Source organism: Catenuloplanes atrovinosus (assembly GCF_031458235.1).
GTDB classification, from domain to species: Bacteria; Actinomycetota; Actinomycetes; order Mycobacteriales; family Micromonosporaceae; genus Catenuloplanes; species Catenuloplanes atrovinosus.
Window position 1 is genome coordinate 115,352 of record NZ_JAVDYB010000001.1, and the last position, 16,484, is coordinate 131,835.

Below are 16,484 nucleotides of genomic sequence, written 5' to 3' on the forward strand. Positions count from 1 at the left end.
GATGCTCCTCATCATCGGGCACATCGCCCGCGCGCACGGCGTGCGTGGCGAGGTCGCCGTGCACGTGCGCACGGACGAGCCCGAGGCGCGTTTCGTCCCCGGCGCGGTGCTGACCACCGAGATCTCCTCGAGGGTCCGCACCGCTCCGGCGGACGCCGCCGCCCCGGCCGGTTCCGTGCGGTTCGAGATCCCCCCGAAGCTGGTGATCGAGACCGTCCGGCAGCATCAGGACAAGCTGCTCATCACGTTCGAGGGCATCCTCGACCGCGATGTGGCGGAGGCCATGAAGGGCGTCCTGCTCTGCGTGGACAGCGACGAGATCTCGCCGCTGGACGATCCGGACGAGTTCCGCGACCACGAGCTGGTCGGCCTGACCGTGGTCGACACCGCCGGGCAGAAGCTCGGCGAGGTGCTGCGCATCGACCACGCGGCCGCGTCCGACCTGATCGTGCTCAAGCGCGTGCAGGGTGGGACGGCGCTGATCCCGTTCGTCCGGCAGATCGTCCCCGAGGTCGACGTGGCCGGTGGCCGGGTCGTGGTGGACCCGCCGGACGGGCTGCTGGACCTGTAGATGCGCGTCGACGTACTGACCATCTTCCCGGACTACTTCGCCCCGCTGGAGCTCTCCCTGATCGGGAAGGCGCGCACCACGGGGCTGCTCGACGTGGGCGTGCACGACCTGCGGCAGTGGACGCACGACGTGCACCGCACCGTGGACGACACCCCCTACGGCGGCGGGCCGGGCATGGTCATGCGGCCGGAGCCGTGGGGTGCCGCGTTCGACGAGCTGGTACCCCCCGACCGCCCACCCCTGACCGGACCGGAGTCCGTACCGCTGGATGATCGTGCTCCGGTTTTGATCGTGCCCACGCCGGCCGGGCAACGATTCGATCAAGCCATGGCGCACGCGTTCGCCGGCGAACGGCGGTTGATCTTCGCCTGCGGGCGGTACGAGGGGATCGACCAGCGGGTGCTGGAGGAGGCCGCGACCCGGATGCGGGTGCGCGAGGTCTCGCTCGGCGACTACGTGCTGTTCGGCGGCGAGGTCGCGGTGCTGGTGATGCTGGAGGCGGTGGTGCGGCTGCTGCCCGGGGTGATCGGCAACGCGGAGTCGCTGACCGAGGAGTCGCACGCGAACGGCCTGCTGGAGGCGCCGCTCTACACGAAGCCGGCGGTCTGGCGCGGGCGCGAGGTGCCCGAGGTGCTGCGCTCCGGGGACCACGGGCGGATCGCGCGGTGGCGCCGGGCACAGTCCCTTCTGCGCACGGCCGCGCAACGGCCGGATATGCTGGCCAGTACCGCACCGGAGACGCTGGACAAGCACGATGTCGCCACGTTGACCGGGGCCGGATTTCCGGTGCCCGAGGCCGGTGTGGCAAAGTAGAGAGGTTGCCGCGATCGGGGCACGTCCCCGCATGCGCAACGAGTAGTTTTCTTTCGCGCCGCCACTGGCCATGGCGCGGGGATTCGCCACGAGCCTTGAGGATGCAGCAGCGATGAACACGCTCGACGCACTGGACGCCCAGTCGCAGCGGACCGACATCCCGGACTTCCGCGCCGGTGACACCCTGAAGGTGCACGCGCGCGTCGTCGAGGGCAACCGCTCCCGTGTCCAGGTCTTCCAGGGTGTCGTCATCCGGCGCCACGGTGCCGGCCTGCGCGAGACCTTCACCATCCGGAAGGTGAGCTTCGGCGTCGGCGTCGAGCGCACCTACCCGATCAACAGCCCGGCGATCGACCGGCTCGAGGTCGTCACCCGCGGTGACGTCCGCCGGGCCAAGCTGTACTACCTCCGTGAGCTCCGCGGCAAGGCCGCGAAGATCAAGGAGAAGCGCGAGAAGGTCGCCGGCTGACGTCCCCCGGACGGGGACAGCTTCTCTCGCTCCGAGAGCAGCCGTAGCGCCGAACGCGACCTAAGCTTGCTTCTGTGACGTACGGGCGCTACGACGGCGACAGTCGAAGAACACCGCCCTACCGCTCGGCGCCTCCCTCCGGTCAGAACGACGGGGACGGGGCGCGGGCGGTAGTGCTGTATCCGGGCACGGGCGGCAGCGGCTCGTTCTTCGACGATCCGGCTCCGGACGAGGCCGACGAGCGGCCGCGCCGCCGCCGTGGACGCGGCGAGGACGACGGCGACGACGAGCGGCCGCCGCGGCGCCAGGTGAAGCAGATGGCGCTCTGGCTGGAACTGCCCATCCTGCTGGTGGTGGCGTTCTGCCTGGCCGTGCTCATCCGCACGTTCCTGGTGCAGGCGTTCTACATCCCCTCCGGGTCGATGGAGAACACGCTGCTCGTCGGCGACCGCGTGCTGGTCAACAAGGTGGTCTACGACGTCCGCACGCCGCAGCGCGGCGAGGTCGTGGTCTTCCGGGGTACGGACCGGTGGGCGCCCGAGCACACCGACGACACCTCCGGGCTGACGTTCATGACGAAGCTCAGCCGTACCATCGGCGACCTCGTCGGCGTCGGCCGGCCCGGGGAGAAGGACTTCATCAAGCGCGTCATCGGCGTCGCCGGCGACCGGGTCTCCTGCTGCGACGAGCAGGGGCGCATCCTCGTCAACGGCGTCCCGATCGACGAGCCGTACATCTTCGAGGACTCGCCGCTGGACGACACGATCGGCGACGGCAACGACTGCCGGTCCCGGCGGTTCCAGGAGGTCGTGGTCCCGGAGAACCAGATCTTCGTGATGGGCGACCACCGCTCCGTCTCCCAGGACGCCCGCTGCCAGGGCCCGGTCCCGGTGGAGAACGTGGTCGGCCAGGCATTCGTGATCGTGTGGCCGCGGGACAGCTGGGCCGGGATTCCCGTGCCTGAGGTGTGGGACGACGTGCCCGCCTCGTCCGCCGCGCCGCAGAACCCGGCGCCCGACACTCAAGGGGGATTCGTGCTCACTGTCCCCTTGTTGGCATCTCTGGCGTTTAGCGCGCGTTCCCGGTCTCCATTCTCAGCCCGTCGTCGTAGGCTCCCTTCGTGATCGACGAGCAGACCGACAAGCCACGCAGTTCGTTCTGGAAAGAACTACCGATCCTCCTGGGTGTGGCGCTGCTTGTCGCCATCCTGGTCCGGACGTTCGTGCTCCAGACGTTCTACATCCCGTCCCCCTCCATGGAGCACACGCTCAACGTCTACGACCGGGTCCTGGTCAACAAGCTCGTTTACAACTTCCGCGACCCCGAGCGCGGCGAGATCATCGTGTTCGAGGCGCCGGAGGGCTGGCGCAGCACGCCCAAGGGCGAGGACTTCATCAAGCGCATCATCGGCGTCGGCGGCGACCGCGTCATGTGCTGCGACGCGCAGGGGCGCATCCAGGTGAACGGCGTGTCGCTGGACGAGCCGTACATCTACTCGGAGAACGGCGTGCAGGATCCGCCCGCCTCCACCGAGTTCGACATCGTGGTGCCGGCCGACCGGCTCTGGGTGATGGGCGACCACCGCTCGCAGTCCGGCGACTCGCTGGAGCACTGGACGACGTCGTCCGGGGACATGCAGAAGTCCACGATCGCCGAGGACGCGGTGGTCGGGCGCGCGTTCGTCCTGTTCTGGCCGTTCTCGCGCGCCGACTGGCTCTCCGCGCCGGACACGTTCGATCAGGTCCCGTCCGGAAGCGGCGGCTGAGGGTCTCCTAGGCTGGGGTGATGGTGGACTTCGTGCCGCGCCGCGCGGCTCGTGTGCTGCTGGTCGACGAGGCCGGGCGGGTGCTGCTGTTCCGCGGCGTCGACCCGGGGCGGCCCGGCGAGCCGTACTGGTTCACGATCGGCGGCGGCCTGGACGAGGGCGAGACGCCGGCCGAGGCCGCACGGCGCGAGCTGCGCGAGGAGGCCGGGCTGGACCTGCCGGCCTCGGCGATCGGGCCGGCGGTGCACCGGGACGTGACGGAGTTCCCGTTCAACCACGTGTGGTACCGGCAGGAGCAGGAGTTCTTCCTGGTGCGCGCCCCCGGGGTGGAGGTCGACACGAGCGGGTTCGACGACGTCGAGCGGGCCACCATCACGTCGTACCGGTGGTGGTCGGCGGCCGAACTGGCGTCCGCCTCCGAGCCGGTCCATCCGGCGGATCTCGCCGGGCTGCTGCGCCGGGTGACGGCCGGTGCTTAGCCCGCAGCGGACCATCGTGCGGCGCGAGGCCGGCATCTACGCGCTGGAGCGGGCGTTGCAGCGCCGCGGGTTCACGCTGGTCGCCGGCGCGGACGAAGCCGGGCGGGGCGCGTGCGCGGGACCGCTGGTCGCGGCCGCGGTGGTGCTGCCGACCGGGCGGCGCGGCGAGATCGACGGGCTGACCGACTCGAAACTGCTGACCGCCGCGGCCCGGGAGCGGATCTACGCGGAGGTGGTGGCGCGGGCGCTGGCGTACTCGGTGGTGGTCATACCGCCGACCGAGGTGGATGCGCGCGGGCTGCATGTGTGTAACCTCGCGGCCATGCGTCGCGCGCTGGCCTCGCTGACGGTCCGCCCGGAGTACGTCCTCACCGACGGCTTCGCGGTGGACGGGCTCGGCGTGCCCGGGCTCGCCGTGTGGAAGGGCGACCAGGTCGCGGCGTGCGTGGCGGCGGCGAGCGTGCTCGCCAAGGTCACCCGGGATCGGATCATGGTGGAGCTGGACGCGGAGTTCCCGGCGTACGGCTTCGCCGACCACAAGGGGTACGTGACGGCCGAGCACAATGCGGCACTGGCGCAGTACGGCCCGTGCGTGGAGCATCGGTACTCGTACGTGAACGTGGCGGCCGCGTCCGGCCGTGACGGCAGCCCGCCCCGGGCCCGCCGTCCGGTCTCCGCGGAGTCCGACCGTCCGTCGGTGGTGTCCTCCGGCGGCGTCGTGTCGCCCGGCGGCATTGCGTCGCCCGGCGTGTGGTCGTCGTCGGACGGCGTGGCGTCGGGCGGTGCCGAGGCGATGGCGCGGGCCGCCGCGGGCTGGAGTACCGTCGGCGTGGCATCGGAGCAGCAGCCACGACCGCCGACGTGGGTGGGGGAAGATGGCCAGATGAAGGGCGGACAAGGATGAGCGCAGAAGATCTCGAGAAGTACGAGACCGAGATGGAGCTGCAGCTCTACCGGGAGTACCGCGACATCGTCCGCCAGTTCTCCTATGTGGTCGAGACGGAGCGGCGCTTCTACCTGGCGAACCACGTCGACCTGCACGTGCGCAACTCGGACGGCGAGGTCTACTTCGAGGTCGAGATGCAGGACGCGTGGGTCTGGGACATGTACCGCCCGGCCCGCTTCGTCAAGAACGTCCGGGTGATGACCTTCAAGGACGTGAACGTCGAGGAGCTGGAGAAGCCGGAGATCTCCTTGCCGACGGACACCGGCTTCCCCAGCTGACGTCCCCCTCCTTTCCGGCCCGGAGTCGCGGTGTGGTCGTGCCGCACTCCGGGCTTCTTCATGAGTACGAACCGGCGGTCATCCGCCGTCCCCCGGCCCCTCCCCCGCGTGGATGGGCCGTATGTCGTTTGTGACCGTCCGCGCGACGCTGCCCGGCCGCGGGTCATGGTCAAGGGCTGTGGGGCGACGGTCAGGGCCGGTTGGCGGTCAGGTGCCAGCGTCGCGCGGGCCTGTGGCCGGTGGCGCCGGTGACGTGCGATCGTCCGGGCCTGCGGCCTGGAGCGGGGTGACCTGCTTCTGGCGGGGCCTGCGGCCGGTGGTGCAGGCGGCTTGTGGCCGGTGGTCGGTGGCGCGGGTGCCTTGCGGTCGGTGGGGTCTGTGGTCGGTGGTGCTGGTGGTCTTGCGGTTGTCCGGCCTGCGGCTTGCGGTGGGGGTGACGTGGCGGCTGGCTGCGGCTTGTGGTGGGGGTGACGTGGCGGCTGGCTGCGGCTTGTGGCCGGTGGTCGGTGGCGCGGGTGCCTTGCGGTCGGTGGGGTCTGTGGTCGGTGGTGCTGTGGTCTTGCGGTTGTCCGGCCTGCGGCTTGCGGTAGGGGGTGACCTGCGGCTGGCAGGGCCTGCGGCGTGCGGCCGGTGGTGCAGGCGGCCTGCGGTCGGCGGCACGGGGCCTGCCGCCAGGGGCGCGCGAGACCTGGGGCCAGGGCGCGCGAGACCTGCTGCCAGGGCGCGCGGGACCTGCTGCCAGCGGCCGTCCAGGTCGGCGGGTGGTCAAAGGCCAGCGTCGTGTGCAGTCCGGGGTCGGCGCTGGTCTTCGGCTGGCCGGCCGCCGGCGCTCCGGCCTCCTTAAAGCAAGCAAGGACGGCGTTGGTGAGGCCCGGCCGCCGCCTGGCCGCACGACACCTCAATACGACACCGGTACCTCGGCGCCCACGCCGCACCCCCAGACGGCACCTGCACCACGCCGCCTCGATCCGCCCTCCTTTCCGGAGCGGGTCCTAGGCGATGGGCAGACGCGGCGCGGGCGGCGGTCGGCGAGCCGGCCAGCGGTAAGCGCAGGCGGGGCCCGGCAACGGTAGGGCCGGTGGCGGTCAGGGTCCGGCTCCGGACGGCGGTCGGGGAGGCGGCCCGGTGATCAGGGAGGACCGTGTCGGAGAGGCCGGTCATCCTGTCCTCCTCGTAGCCGAGCGCCGGGCGGCGGTTGGGCCGGGTAGTGATCAAGGACTGGCGGTGGGGAGCAGGCGGACGCGGCCGAGCGCCAGTAGGAGCAACGGGTCCAGGTAGTCGGCGCCGCGCCGCAGGCCCCAGTGGAGGCAGGCCGGGGCGGGGCAGCCGTCGTGACCGGTGGCGAGTGTGCCCAGGGGAGTGCCTGTGGTGACCGTTTGGCCGGCCGCGATGTCGACGTGAAGCGGCTGGTACGTGGTACGCAGGCCGCCGGCGTGTTCGATGCTGACCACGCCGTGTCCCGCCACCCGGCCGGCGAAGATCACGGTGCCGGCACCGGCGGAGCGGATGATCGTTGCCGGAGGTGCGCCGAGGTCCACCCCGCGATGGCCGGGGAGCCAGCGTTCCGGGGGAGGATCGAACCGGCGGAGGACCGGAGGCGGTGGCCCGTCGACCGGCCAGTCGTAGGTGAGGCGGCCGCCCGCGGACGGCGGCGGGGTCGGGTCCGTGGGCGCGGGGGACCGCGTTGCTGCCGGAGTTTTCGGGGGCGACGGCGTTTCGGTTGCAGCCGGTGTTCCCGTGGGCGTCAGGGTGCGGGTGGCCGCCGGTGTCGGCGTGGGGGTTGGGGCCGGTGTGCGGAAAGGCCTGGCGGTCGCCGGTGGTGTGCGGGACGGGGCCGGGAAGCCGGATGGCGGCGGCGAGGGCGTCGCGTGTATCAGCGCGGTTGTGGTGGAGGAGCGACCCGGCACGGGGAGAGGCTGTGGCGGGTCACCGGCGGGTAGGAGCGCCGTCATGCCGAAGGTGATCAGGACGAGCAGGGCGGAAGGCATGGGGGAGAGGATCGCGCGCTCGCCGTGCCCGAGAGCCCTCAACTTCACGATCTGTGGATGAAATATTGGCCTGTGGATAAGCGCCCGCAGGCCGACGGCGGTAGTGGACGCTGACTGGTGCCAGCCGAGGCCGCTGACGATCGCGATCCGGGGCGGTGCCGATGCGGCCTGCGGGTGGCGAAGCCCGGGGGTGGTCTTGACGATGCGGAACCGGCAGGGAGGAGCGCCAGCGACGACCGGTGCCCGCGGGAGCATGCGGTGATCGCCGCGCCGGGAGCGGGAAAATCCGGTTCTTGATCTTGTTTAGCTACCGGCCGTGAGCAGGGCCGGAAGGCGTGCGGCGAGGCGGTCGTATTCGTCCGGTTGGTTGTAGACCTGGGCGGAGATGCGGAGCCAGCCGCGGGAGTTCCAGGCGTTGATGCCGACCGCGGCGCCGAGCTTGTCGGCGATACGGTGGCGGAGCGTGACGGCGTCGGCGTCGGTGGTGGCGATGCCGTGCGGGAGGGGCAGGACGCGCATCGCGATGCCGGAGCCGCCGGGGTCGGGCAGGTCGGCGGCGCGGAGACCGAGGGCGGTGCCGATCACGCGCTGGCCGTAGGCGGCGAGCGTGGCGTTGTGGGCGCGCACGCGGTCGTGGCCGAGGGTGCGCAGCACGAACAGGCCGGCCGGAGCGGCGAGCCACGCGGTGTAGTCGAGCGTGCCCTGGGATTCCACGTTGGAGGGAAAGCCCTCGTCGTGGTCCCAGGAGACGGCGAGCGGCTCGATGCGCTCCCGCCAGCGCGGTGCCACGACCAGCATGCCGACCGAGTGCGGTGCGAACGCCCACTTGTGCAGGTTGCCGACCCAGAAGTCGGCGCCGATCTCGTCGATCGCCAGCGGCAGCATTCCCGGCGCGTGCGCGCCGTCGACCAGCACGGCCACGTTCACACGGTGTGCGGCCTCCACGATCGGTACGAGCGGGAACAGCTTGACCGTGGAGGAGGCGATCTGGTCCACGATCAACAGGCGGGTACGGTCGGTGAACGCGGCCCGCAGCAGCGACACCACCTCGCCGTCGGGGGCGGACAGCGGCACCGGCACCGTGCGGACCACCGCACCGGTCCGGCGGCACTCCCGGGCGGCGGCGATCGCGACGGAGCCGTAGCCGTGATCGGTCAGCAGGATCTCGTCGCCGGCCCGCAGCCCCAGCGATTGCAGCACGATCGCGATGCCGGCGGTCGTGTTCGGGATCAGCGCGGTGCCGTCCGGGTCCGCGCCGAACTGCGTCGCCAGGTGCCGGCGCGTGTGACCGACCCGGTCGCGCAGACCGCGGGTGTGGAATCGCATCGGATCGAGCTCGACCTCGTCGCGCAGCCGCTGCTGGGCGCGCTGCACCGCGATCGGGGTCGCGCCGACCGTGCCGTGATTCAGGTAGGAGACGGCCGGGTCGAGCGAGAAGAGAAGCCGCGCGCCGGCTATCGCGTCCGGCGGCCGTACGTCACCAGCGCCCACCCGTCGATCGTAAAGGTCACACCGGTACGGATGCTGCTTTTCACGCCCGGGGATGTGCCTGCCGGTACGCCGCGCGCAGCCGCTCGACCGACACGTGCGTGTAGATCTGCGTGGTCGCCAGCGACGCATGCCCCAGCAACTCCTGCACCGACCGCAGGTCCGCGCCTCCTTCCAGCAGGTGGGTGGCGGCGGAGTGGCGCAGCCCGTGCGGTGTGGTGTGCGGCAGGTTCTCCGCCCGTGCGTAGGTGGCGACGATCCGCCGCGCGATCGTCGCCTGCAGCCGCCCTCCGCGTGCACCGAGCAGCAGGGCGTCGCCACTGTCCGGGGTGGTCAGGGCGGGGCGCCCTCGGCGCAGGTAGGTGTCCAGTGCTTGTTCGGCCGGGACGCCGTACGGGACGGAGCGCTCCCGGTTGCCCTTGCCGAGGACGCGCACCAGACGACGGGTGCGGTCCAGGTCGGCGAGGTCGAGCCCGCACAGCTCACTGACCCGGATGCCCGTGGCGTAGAGCAACTCCAGCACGAGGTGGTCGCGGAGCCGCACGGGGGTGGGCGGCTGGGTCGTGACTTCCTCGGTGGCGGGCGTCGATCCGGCCGGCGCCGTGACCAGGGCGGTTGCCTGATCGGCCCGCAGGGCGCCGGGCAGCGTGCGGTGCGGGCGTGGGCTGGCGAGTTGCGCTCCCACGTCGTGTTCCAGGTGGCCGGCGCGGTACCCCCAGGCCGTGAGGGCACGGGCCGAGGCCGCCCGGCGGGCGAGGGAGGTGCGGGCGGCCCCGTTCGTGCGCTGTGCCGCCAGCCAGCTGCGTAGCTCGGCGATGTCCAGGTCGCCCAGTCTGGTGCACCCGGAGTCGGCGGCGTGCCCGAGTAATGAGACCGCGTCGCCCACATAGGCCCGCACGGTGTGCGCCGACCTGTCCTCGACGGTCGCCAGGTGATGCGCGAACTCGTCGACCACGGTGCGCATCTCGGACGGCAGGGCGTCGTAGAGGTGCTGTGTCGCGCGGGTACGCGCCGGCTCGCTGCTCCCCATCCGTCGACAGTCCGCGTCCCGCCGGTCGGCGTCAACCCGCCGCGCGCGGATTCGGCGTGTTCCTTGATCACAGGGCCTGGCGCGTGGGGTGGGCGGCGTGGCGGGATGATCTCGTACCCGCCGTGATCGGGACGCCCGCCATCGCTGGGGCTATATCCCGTGGGTTGTCTCCAGGGCCACGCACGTCGGCGTGGTCGGGGTCCCGCTCGCTGACGGCCGCGGGCCGGGTTAGCGCGGGTCGGTGTGACGCGTACGTGAGCGAGTGCGGACTTGGGCCCGGATCTGCGGCAGCGGTGGAGGGAGGACGAAGATCCGCCCGAATAAGGCGGGAGAAGGGACTCCGCGAGCCGGGAGTGGGGGCGCCGCCGATCGTTGATACCGGCGGACAGCAACTGCGGGCACTCGTCGTCGACCAGGTCGGTGGGCCTGCGCGGGCGAGCCCGGGGACGACCCCGCTTACAGAGGTGACGAACACCACCGTCACCACGAGGGCGAGGATGAGCCGGCCGAAGCCGGCACCCGGTGTTGTCGGCGACGTCTTGTCATGGGGGGCGTAACAGCCCCCGGTACGGTGGCGCAGTTCGCCGGCCTAGGCGCCGGGCCGCGCCGCCGTCGGTGCCGGTCAGGAGGCGGCCCTCGGCGGTGGCCGGATCGAGGCCGGCTACGCCGACGAGATGTCGTTTCGGCGAGCGTGGCGACTGGAGCGACCTCGCGCGTTCGGTGCGGGCCCGGCGTCGCCAGGCCAGTCGCCCCGCGGTATCGCAACCGTGCGGCGCAGCCGGCCGCGCCGGGCGTGGTGCGCACCGGCGACTCGATGGATCGGTCGCTACCCGCGCGCCCGCGGCGGGCTGGCCCGGTGGGGACGCCCGGCCCGGCCCAGGCGGGCGCCTGAGGACGGCGCCGTGCGCAGCGCGGCGGTGCATGTGACGACCGATCTGGTGCGGAGCGGGCGGAAAACCGCGGCACACAGCGGGGGCAGCGGTCATGGCGGCGAGGTGCAGCGGTCACGGTGGCGAGGTGCAGTGGTCGTGGCGGCGAGGTGCAGTGGTCGTGGCGGCGAGGTGCAGTGGTCGTGGCGGCGAGGTGCGGTGGTCGTGGCGGCGAGGTGCAGTGGTCATGGCGGCGAGGCCAGCGGTCATAGCGGCGAGGTGCAGCGGTCACGGCGGCGAGGTGCAGTGGTCATGGCGGCGAGGTGCAGCGGGGCAGTGGTCGCGGCGACCCTCTCGATCGGCCGGCAGGCACGGCGGGACGGGACGGGACGGGACGGATGGTCATGGTGCGGTGGCGAGCGGCGGGATGAGGCGAGCGATCCAGGCCGAAGCGCGTGACGAGATCGAGGTGCGGGAGTCCGCTCTCGGGCGCATCTGGTGGACCGTCAAGCCACGGCGCTGCCCAGGTGTCGACTGGCGTGCCGGCGCATAAGCCCGCATACCGGTGTCGTATGTGCGACCGGGCGGCGCCGGGACCGCTCCGCAGCCGCAGGCCGGCGAAGATCCGCCAGACACTCGGTGAACCGACGCGGAGATCGACGCCAGAGCGAGAGCCTATGAGCGCGGGACGCGGGAGCGCAGAGCGCGGGCGTGAAAGGCGCGGAAGCCGGGGCGGCGAAGCTGCCGCCGCGACCGGTGATGAAAAGAGATTCGGTAAGAAGCGCCAGGCGGAGAAGCGTGGCGAATTTGATGGGGAACACAGTGTTGGCATGGATCTCCAACGCCGCGACCGGGTCGCGCCGGCCGGCTCTGGTGCGCGGCTGCGCGACGCGGTCCCGCACGCGCTTGACTCAGCCGCGCTGGGCACGCCGTCGCAGAGTGCCAGCGGTGTACGCGGCAGAACATGCCCGGTCTGCGGTGGCCTTGGCGTTGCGGCGGAGGTGGTGTGATGCCCGGTCTGCGGTGGCGTCGGTGTTGCGGCGGAGGTGGTGTGATGCCCGGTCTGCGGTGGCGTCGGCGTCTCGACGGGGACGGTGAGACACCCGGGGAGCGACGGTGTGGCGACGGAGGCGGTGGGACGGAGGGCTCGGCGTCGCCACGGAGGCTGGGACATCTCTGAGGGGCGGCTCCGGCGTCGCGACGAAGGCGGAAGAACAGTCATGACGGCGGCACCCGGCGCGGAGGGACCAGTACGTAACTTCCGCCGTGGTCGACCACGAAGCCGAGCTCCACGAGAAGGGCCAGGCGGCGGAGCGTGGTGCGGGGGTCGATGCCGGCCCGGGCCGAGAGTTGGTCGGCGGTGATCTCGCGGCCGTGGGGGAAGGCGTCGAGCAGCCGGGCGGAGTCCTCGTCGAGTCGGTCGCGGTCCTGGACGGTGCCGCGAGGGCGGGGGGCGAGGTCGTCGCCGATGGAGCCGACCTCCTCGAGGATGTCGGCGGCGCTGGTGACGAGGCGGGTGCCGGGCTGGTTGCGCAGGGCGTCGTGGCAGCCGACGGACATCAGGGAGCCGACCGGGCCGGGCACGGCCATGGCGGTGCGGCCGGGGAGGGCGTGGGCGCGGCCGAGCGTCTGGATGGCGCCGCTGCGGGCGGCGGCCTCGACCACGACGGTGCCGCGGGTGGCGGCGGCGATGAGGCGGTTGCGGACCAGGAAGCGGTGGCGCAGCGGCGGCTCGCCCGGTGCCCACTCCGACAGGAGCAGGCCGGTCTCGGAGATCCTCTCGAAGAGCGCGGTGTTGCCGCTCGGGTAGGGGCGGTCGATGCCGCAGGCGAGGACCGCGATGGTGACTCCGCCGGCGCGCAGCGCGGAACGGTGGGCGGCGCCGTCGACGCCGAACGCGCCGCCGGAGACGACGGTCCAGCCCTGGCTCGCGAGGTCGAAGCCGATCTCCGAGGCGATGCGGTCGCCGTACTCCGTGGCGGCCCGGGCGCCGACGACCGCGACGGAGCGGGCCAGCGAGGCGGCGAGCGGGAGCGGCCCGCGCGCCCACAGGCACAGCGGGGGCCGGGTGTCCCGGTCGACGCGCTCCCGGTCGCTGCGCAGGTCGATCGTGCGCAGGTCGGCCACCTGCTCCGGCCACTCCTCGTCGCCGGGGACGAGGAGCCGCGCCCCGACCTGCTCGGCCCGGGTCAGGAACCCCTCGGCGGTCTGCAACGGGTCACCGGCCCGCAGGCGTGCGGCGGCCGTGTTGCGGGTGGCGGAGTGGCAGGCCGGGTCGTTGAGGATGCGCCAGAGCGCCTCCGGTGCGCCGTAGGCGTGGACCATCTCCCAGCCGATCAGGTGGCCGGGCTCGAGCAGCCAGTTCAGCGCGACCCGGGCCAGCCGGTCGGCCCGCCCGGTCATGCCGGCACCCCGGCTCGTCGCGTCGCCGGGCCGGTGATCGGTGTGCTCATCCGTGCTCCCCGGCCCGCAGCTGGCTGGCCTCGGCGACCTCGCCGGCACCGGGGCGATCGAGGCCGTCCAGGTCGGCGATGGTCCAGGCGAGGCGGAGGGCGCGGTCGAAGCCGCGGGCGGTGAGCGAGCCGCGGTCGAGCGCCCGCTGGAGCAGCGTGACGTCGGCGCGGGGCAGCTGCCAGGGCGGGCGGCGCAGCGCGGCGCCGGGGACCTCCGCGTTGGTCCGCCAGCCGTGCGCGGACCAGCGCGCCCGGGCCGCGGCGCGGGCGCGGGTGACGCGCGCGGCGACGGCGGCGGACGTCTCGCGTGGGCGGTCGTCGCCGACCAGGTCGGCCGCGCGCATCGGGTGCAGGCGGACGCGCAGGTCGATGCGGTCCATCAGCGGCCCGGAGAGCCGGCCGAGGTAGCGGCGCCGGGCCTGTGGCGTGCACTCGCAGCCCGCGTCGCCGGACGGCCTCGCACAGGGGCACGGGTTGGCCGCGATGATCAGCTGTACGCGGGTGGGGTATTCGGTGGTGCCGCCGGTGCGGTTGAGCGTGACCCGCCCGGACTCCAGCGGCTGGCGCAGCGAGTCGAGCACGCGCGCCGCGAACTCGGGCGCCTCGTCGAGGAAGAGCACGCCCCGGTGGGCGAGGGACAGCGCGCCGGGCCGGGCGAGGCCGGAGCCGCCGCCGACCAGCGAGGAGAGGCTGGCCGTGTGGTGCGGGGCCTGGAACGGCGGCCGGCGGATCAGGCGACCGCCGGGCGGGAGCACACCGGCGATCGAGTGCACCGCGGTGACCTCCAGCGCGGCCGCGTCGTCGAGCTCGGGGAGCACGGACGGCAGGCGCTCGGCGAGCATGGTCTTGCCGGCGCCGGGCGGCCCGATGAGCGCGAGGTTGTGCGCGCCGGCGGCGGCGACCTCCAGCGCGCGGCGGCCGACGGCCTGCCCGGCCACGTCCGCCAGGTCGGGCGCGGGTGGCGGCGGGGGCGCCGGGAGGCCGGGCGGCGGAAGCAGCGTGTCCGTGCCGCGGACGAAGCCGATCAGCCGCTGCAGCGTGTCGACCGCGCGGACGTCCAGGCCGGGGACGACGGTGGCCTCGTCCGCGTTCTGGACCGGTACGACGGCGCGGGTGAGGCCGGCCCGGGCGGCGGCGGTGACCATCGGGAGCACGCCGCGGATCGGGCGCACGGCGCCGTCCAGGCCGAGCTCGCCGAGGATCGCCACGCCGTGCAGGCCGACCGGGGGCAGCTCGCCCGCGCAGGCCAGGATTCCGGCCGCGATGGCCAGGTCGAAGGCGGAGCCGCGCTTGGGCAGCGTGGCGGGGAGGAGGTTGACGGTGAGCCGCCGGTTCGGCCACTCCTCGCCGGAGTTGACGATCGCGGCGCGGACCCGGTCGCGGGCCTCGTTGAGCGCGGCGTCGGGCAGGCCGGTGAGGGTGACCCCGGGCAGGCCGGGGGCGATGTCGACCTCGACCTCGACGAGGTGGCCCTCCACACCGACCAGCCCGACGCAGCTCACCTTGGCGTAGCTCATCGCCGGCCGCCTCAGAACGCGCTGCGGACGTGCTCGACCGCGGCCGCGCCTTGGCGCCGGGCGGTCACGGCGACCACGTCGAAGCGGACGTGGCCGCCGTGACCGGGCGCGCCGGCCAGCCAGCGGGAGGCGACGCGTCGCAGCCGTTGCCGCTTGCGCGGGCCGACCGCCTCCGCGGGCGCGCCGAACGTCGTCGACCGGCGCGTCTTGACCTCGCAGAAGACGAGGTCGTCGCCGTCGGAGAGGATGATGTCCACCTCGCCGTCGGCGCACTGCCAGTTGCGGGCGACCGGGGTCATCCCCGCCTCGATCAGATGCCGCAGCGCCACTCGTTCCCCGTAGGCGCCGACCGCGCGGGTTGTGGATGTCATGGGATTCACGGTCGTGAGGGGAGGAGGCGGGGGCAACGGCGCAAGATCGAAATGTGGAGGGGGAAACCGCCTGTGGACAGGCGGATGATCATGGACGATTGTGGTAGGTGAGGTCCGTTTCGCGCACCTCACGGCCGGTGGAACGGGCGGCCCGCGGTAGCGCGCGGAAGGACGGGTGACATACGGTGCCGACCGTGGATGGACGTCGGTATGCAGATGAACCTGAACCGCAGTGGTACGGCGACCGCGACTGGCGCACCCCCGCCGCCGACGCGGCCGAGGCCGACCCCCGGGCAGCCACCCGCCCCCGCCGCGCCTCGGACCCGCTGACCGACCCGACCGGTTACAGCGACCACTGGAACACGCCGCGCACCCCCACCCCGGAGACGCCGGACGTGCCCGCCCAGCCCGACGCCCGCTCCCGGCGCGGCTACGCCGGCGGGTACGAGTACGACGCCGTCACCGGCCGCGGCCTGGAGGCACTGCCGGTGGTCACGCCGGCCACCGCGGCCCCGGAGCCGGTCGCCGAGCCCGCCGTCCCGGACGCGAGCCGCACCGCGGCGTACCCGCTGACCGGCGACATCCCCAAGTTCCGCACCGAGGCGCTGGACCGCGCCGCCCTCCGCCGCCCGCCCGCGGACCCCTCCGCCGCCGCGCGACCGGACGCCGCCGCACCCGACCCGGCCCCCGCCGCCGTCCACCCACCGGCGGCCCCGGCGTTCATCCCACCGGCGGGCGAGCCGCCCTACGGCGTACCGGCCGAGCCGCCCTACGGCGTACCCGCGGAGCCGCCCTTCGGCCCGCCGGTGGAACCGCCGTTCAGCCCGGCCGCCGGCGGCCACCCCGGCCAGGAGCCGGCCTTCGGCCCCGGCGGCGAGCGCGTCTACACCACCCGCCGCCCCATCCTGGCCGTACCCATCGGCCTGGTCGCGGTTCTGCTGGAGATCCCGGCCCTGCGCCTGCTCCTGGACGGGTTCACCGGCGGCACCGCCGCGGCCGGCAACCTGGTCAGCGGCCTCGCGCTCGCGCTCAGCCTCCCGCTCACCGGCTTCGGCCTCTACGCGCTGCTGACCACCGGACGCGCCGCCGACCACCGCACGTGGTGGCGCCCGCCGCTGGCCTACCTGCCCCTCGGCCTCATCCTGCTGATCGCCGCGGCCGTCGCGGCCAGGTGAACAGCCGGCGGGGGAGCTGAAAAGCGCGGACGACGGCCCTCCCGGGGTGGCGCCCCGGGAGCGGCGTATGCTTGTCCACGGCGACCGCGACAGGCGGTCGACCTCGCGCGCCTTCTTCACGGCGGCCATTGATCACTCTCGGTGACCAGTGACACTCCGCCGCGAGGCGCCGGCCTCCCTGGTCCCGATCTCGCGCAAGCGCCGGGCCCACCCTGGCCGGCGACCGGGCGCCAGGCGCCGAGCCGACTGGCATCGGCGGCACAACCAGGGAC

At 73.3% G+C, this 16,484-nt stretch carries 15 protein-coding genes; 9 read left to right on the forward strand and 6 right to left on the reverse strand.

Going from position 1 to position 16,484, the window contains the following annotated elements; translation table 11 throughout:
- The first annotated feature begins 1 nt into the window (after position 1).
- From rimM to J2S41_RS00560, 8 genes are all read left to right on the forward strand, one after another.
- The gene (gene rimM, locus J2S41_RS00525) at positions 2-571 is read left to right on the forward strand and encodes a ribosome maturation factor RimM (protein WP_310361571.1); all 570 of its coding nucleotides are present in this window, start codon (positions 2-4) and stop codon (positions 569-571) included.
- On the forward strand, positions 572-1,384 hold the full coding sequence (gene trmD / locus J2S41_RS00530) for a tRNA (guanosine(37)-N1)-methyltransferase TrmD (protein ID WP_310361573.1): 813 nt from the start codon (positions 572-574) through the stop codon (positions 1,382-1,384). It begins immediately after the preceding gene.
- Positions 1,385-1,496: 112 nt separating this feature from the next.
- Complete coding sequence (gene rplS, locus J2S41_RS00535) at positions 1,497-1,853, forward strand: 50S ribosomal protein L19 (protein ID WP_310361575.1); 357 nt, start codon at positions 1,497-1,499, stop codon at positions 1,851-1,853.
- A gap of 317 nt (positions 1,854-2,170) precedes the next feature.
- Positions 2,171-2,977, forward strand: coding sequence for a signal peptidase I (gene lepB, locus J2S41_RS00540; RefSeq protein ID WP_310376216.1), 807 nt, complete (start codon positions 2,171-2,173; stop codon positions 2,975-2,977).
- Complete coding sequence (lepB, locus tag J2S41_RS00545; protein ID WP_310361577.1) at positions 2,974-3,618, forward strand: signal peptidase I; 645 nt, start codon at positions 2,974-2,976, stop codon at positions 3,616-3,618. The genes lepB (J2S41_RS00540) and lepB (J2S41_RS00545) overlap by 4 nt, the downstream gene beginning before the upstream one ends.
- Positions 3,619-3,638: 20 nt before the next feature.
- Positions 3,639-4,097, forward strand: a complete 459-nt coding sequence (locus tag J2S41_RS00550) for an NUDIX hydrolase (RefSeq protein WP_310361580.1) — start codon at positions 3,639-3,641, stop codon at positions 4,095-4,097.
- On the forward strand, positions 4,090-5,001 hold the full coding sequence (locus J2S41_RS00555; RefSeq protein ID WP_310361583.1) for a ribonuclease HII: 912 nt from the start codon (positions 4,090-4,092) through the stop codon (positions 4,999-5,001). The genes J2S41_RS00550 and J2S41_RS00555 overlap by 8 nt, the downstream gene beginning before the upstream one ends.
- Positions 4,998-5,321 (forward strand): DUF2469 domain-containing protein, encoded by a 324-nt coding sequence (locus J2S41_RS00560; protein ID WP_033343857.1) that lies wholly within the window; start codon positions 4,998-5,000, stop codon positions 5,319-5,321. The genes J2S41_RS00555 and J2S41_RS00560 overlap by 4 nt, the downstream gene beginning before the upstream one ends.
- Positions 5,322-6,532: 1,211 nt before the next feature.
- On the opposite strand, the gene J2S41_RS00565 is transcribed toward J2S41_RS00560, so the two are convergent.
- From J2S41_RS00565 to J2S41_RS00590, 6 genes are all read right to left on the reverse strand, one after another.
- Positions 6,533-6,859, reverse strand: a complete 327-nt coding sequence (locus J2S41_RS00565) for a peptidoglycan DD-metalloendopeptidase family protein (protein WP_310361587.1) — start codon at positions 6,857-6,859, stop codon at positions 6,533-6,535.
- Positions 6,860-7,612: 753 nt separating this feature from the next.
- The gene (locus J2S41_RS00570) at positions 7,613-8,800 is read right to left on the reverse strand and encodes an aminotransferase class V-fold PLP-dependent enzyme (protein ID WP_310361589.1); all 1,188 of its coding nucleotides are present in this window, start codon (positions 8,798-8,800) and stop codon (positions 7,613-7,615) included.
- A 40-nt stretch (positions 8,801-8,840) separates the two neighbouring features.
- Positions 8,841-9,827 carry a tyrosine recombinase XerC gene (locus J2S41_RS00575; RefSeq protein WP_310361592.1) on the reverse strand — a complete coding sequence of 329 codons (987 nt, stop codon included), beginning with the start codon at positions 9,825-9,827 and terminating at the stop codon, positions 8,841-8,843.
- A 2,087-nt stretch (positions 9,828-11,914) separates the two neighbouring features.
- Positions 11,915-13,099 carry a DNA-processing protein DprA gene (gene dprA, locus J2S41_RS00580; protein WP_310361594.1) on the reverse strand — a complete coding sequence of 395 codons (1,185 nt, stop codon included), beginning with the start codon at positions 13,097-13,099 and terminating at the stop codon, positions 11,915-11,917.
- A gap of 46 nt (positions 13,100-13,145) precedes the next feature.
- Complete coding sequence (locus J2S41_RS00585) at positions 13,146-14,666, reverse strand: YifB family Mg chelatase-like AAA ATPase (protein ID WP_310361596.1); 1,521 nt, start codon at positions 14,664-14,666, stop codon at positions 13,146-13,148.
- An 11-nt stretch (positions 14,667-14,677) separates the two neighbouring features.
- Complete coding sequence (locus J2S41_RS00590; protein ID WP_310361597.1) at positions 14,678-15,037, reverse strand: YraN family protein; 360 nt, start codon at positions 15,035-15,037, stop codon at positions 14,678-14,680.
- A 194-nt stretch (positions 15,038-15,231) separates the two neighbouring features.
- Here J2S41_RS00590 and J2S41_RS00595 point away from each other — a divergent pair, with 194 nt between their 5' ends.
- Positions 15,232-16,212: a hypothetical protein gene (locus J2S41_RS00595; RefSeq protein WP_310361601.1), complete on the forward strand. Its 981-nt coding sequence runs from the start codon at positions 15,232-15,234 to the stop codon at positions 16,210-16,212.
- The last annotated feature ends 272 nt before the right edge of the window (positions 16,213-16,484 follow it).

Coding starts and splice junctions, on each gene's coding strand:
- J2S41_RS00560 (WP_033343857.1), top strand. CDS start 4,998: ATGAGCGCAGAAGATCTCGAGAAGTACGAGACCGAGATGGAGCTGCAG.
- dprA (WP_310361594.1), bottom strand. CDS start 13,099: ATGACCGGGCGGGCCGACCGGCTGGCCCGGGTCGCGCTGAACTGGCTG.
- J2S41_RS00550 (WP_310361580.1), top strand. CDS start 3,639: ATGGTGGACTTCGTGCCGCGCCGCGCGGCTCGTGTGCTGCTGGTCGAC.
- lepB (WP_310376216.1), top strand. CDS start 2,171: ATGGCGCTCTGGCTGGAACTGCCCATCCTGCTGGTGGTGGCGTTCTGC.
- J2S41_RS00585 (WP_310361596.1), bottom strand. CDS start 14,666: ATGAGCTACGCCAAGGTGAGCTGCGTCGGGCTGGTCGGTGTGGAGGGC.
- trmD (WP_310361573.1), top strand. CDS start 572: ATGCGCGTCGACGTACTGACCATCTTCCCGGACTACTTCGCCCCGCTG.
- J2S41_RS00575 (WP_310361592.1), bottom strand. CDS start 9,827: ATGGGGAGCAGCGAGCCGGCGCGTACCCGCGCGACACAGCACCTCTAC.
- rimM (WP_310361571.1), top strand. CDS start 2: ATGCTCCTCATCATCGGGCACATCGCCCGCGCGCACGGCGTGCGTGGC.
- rplS (WP_310361575.1), top strand. CDS start 1,497: ATGAACACGCTCGACGCACTGGACGCCCAGTCGCAGCGGACCGACATC.
- J2S41_RS00590 (WP_310361597.1), bottom strand. CDS start 15,037: ATGACATCCACAACCCGCGCGGTCGGCGCCTACGGGGAACGAGTGGCG.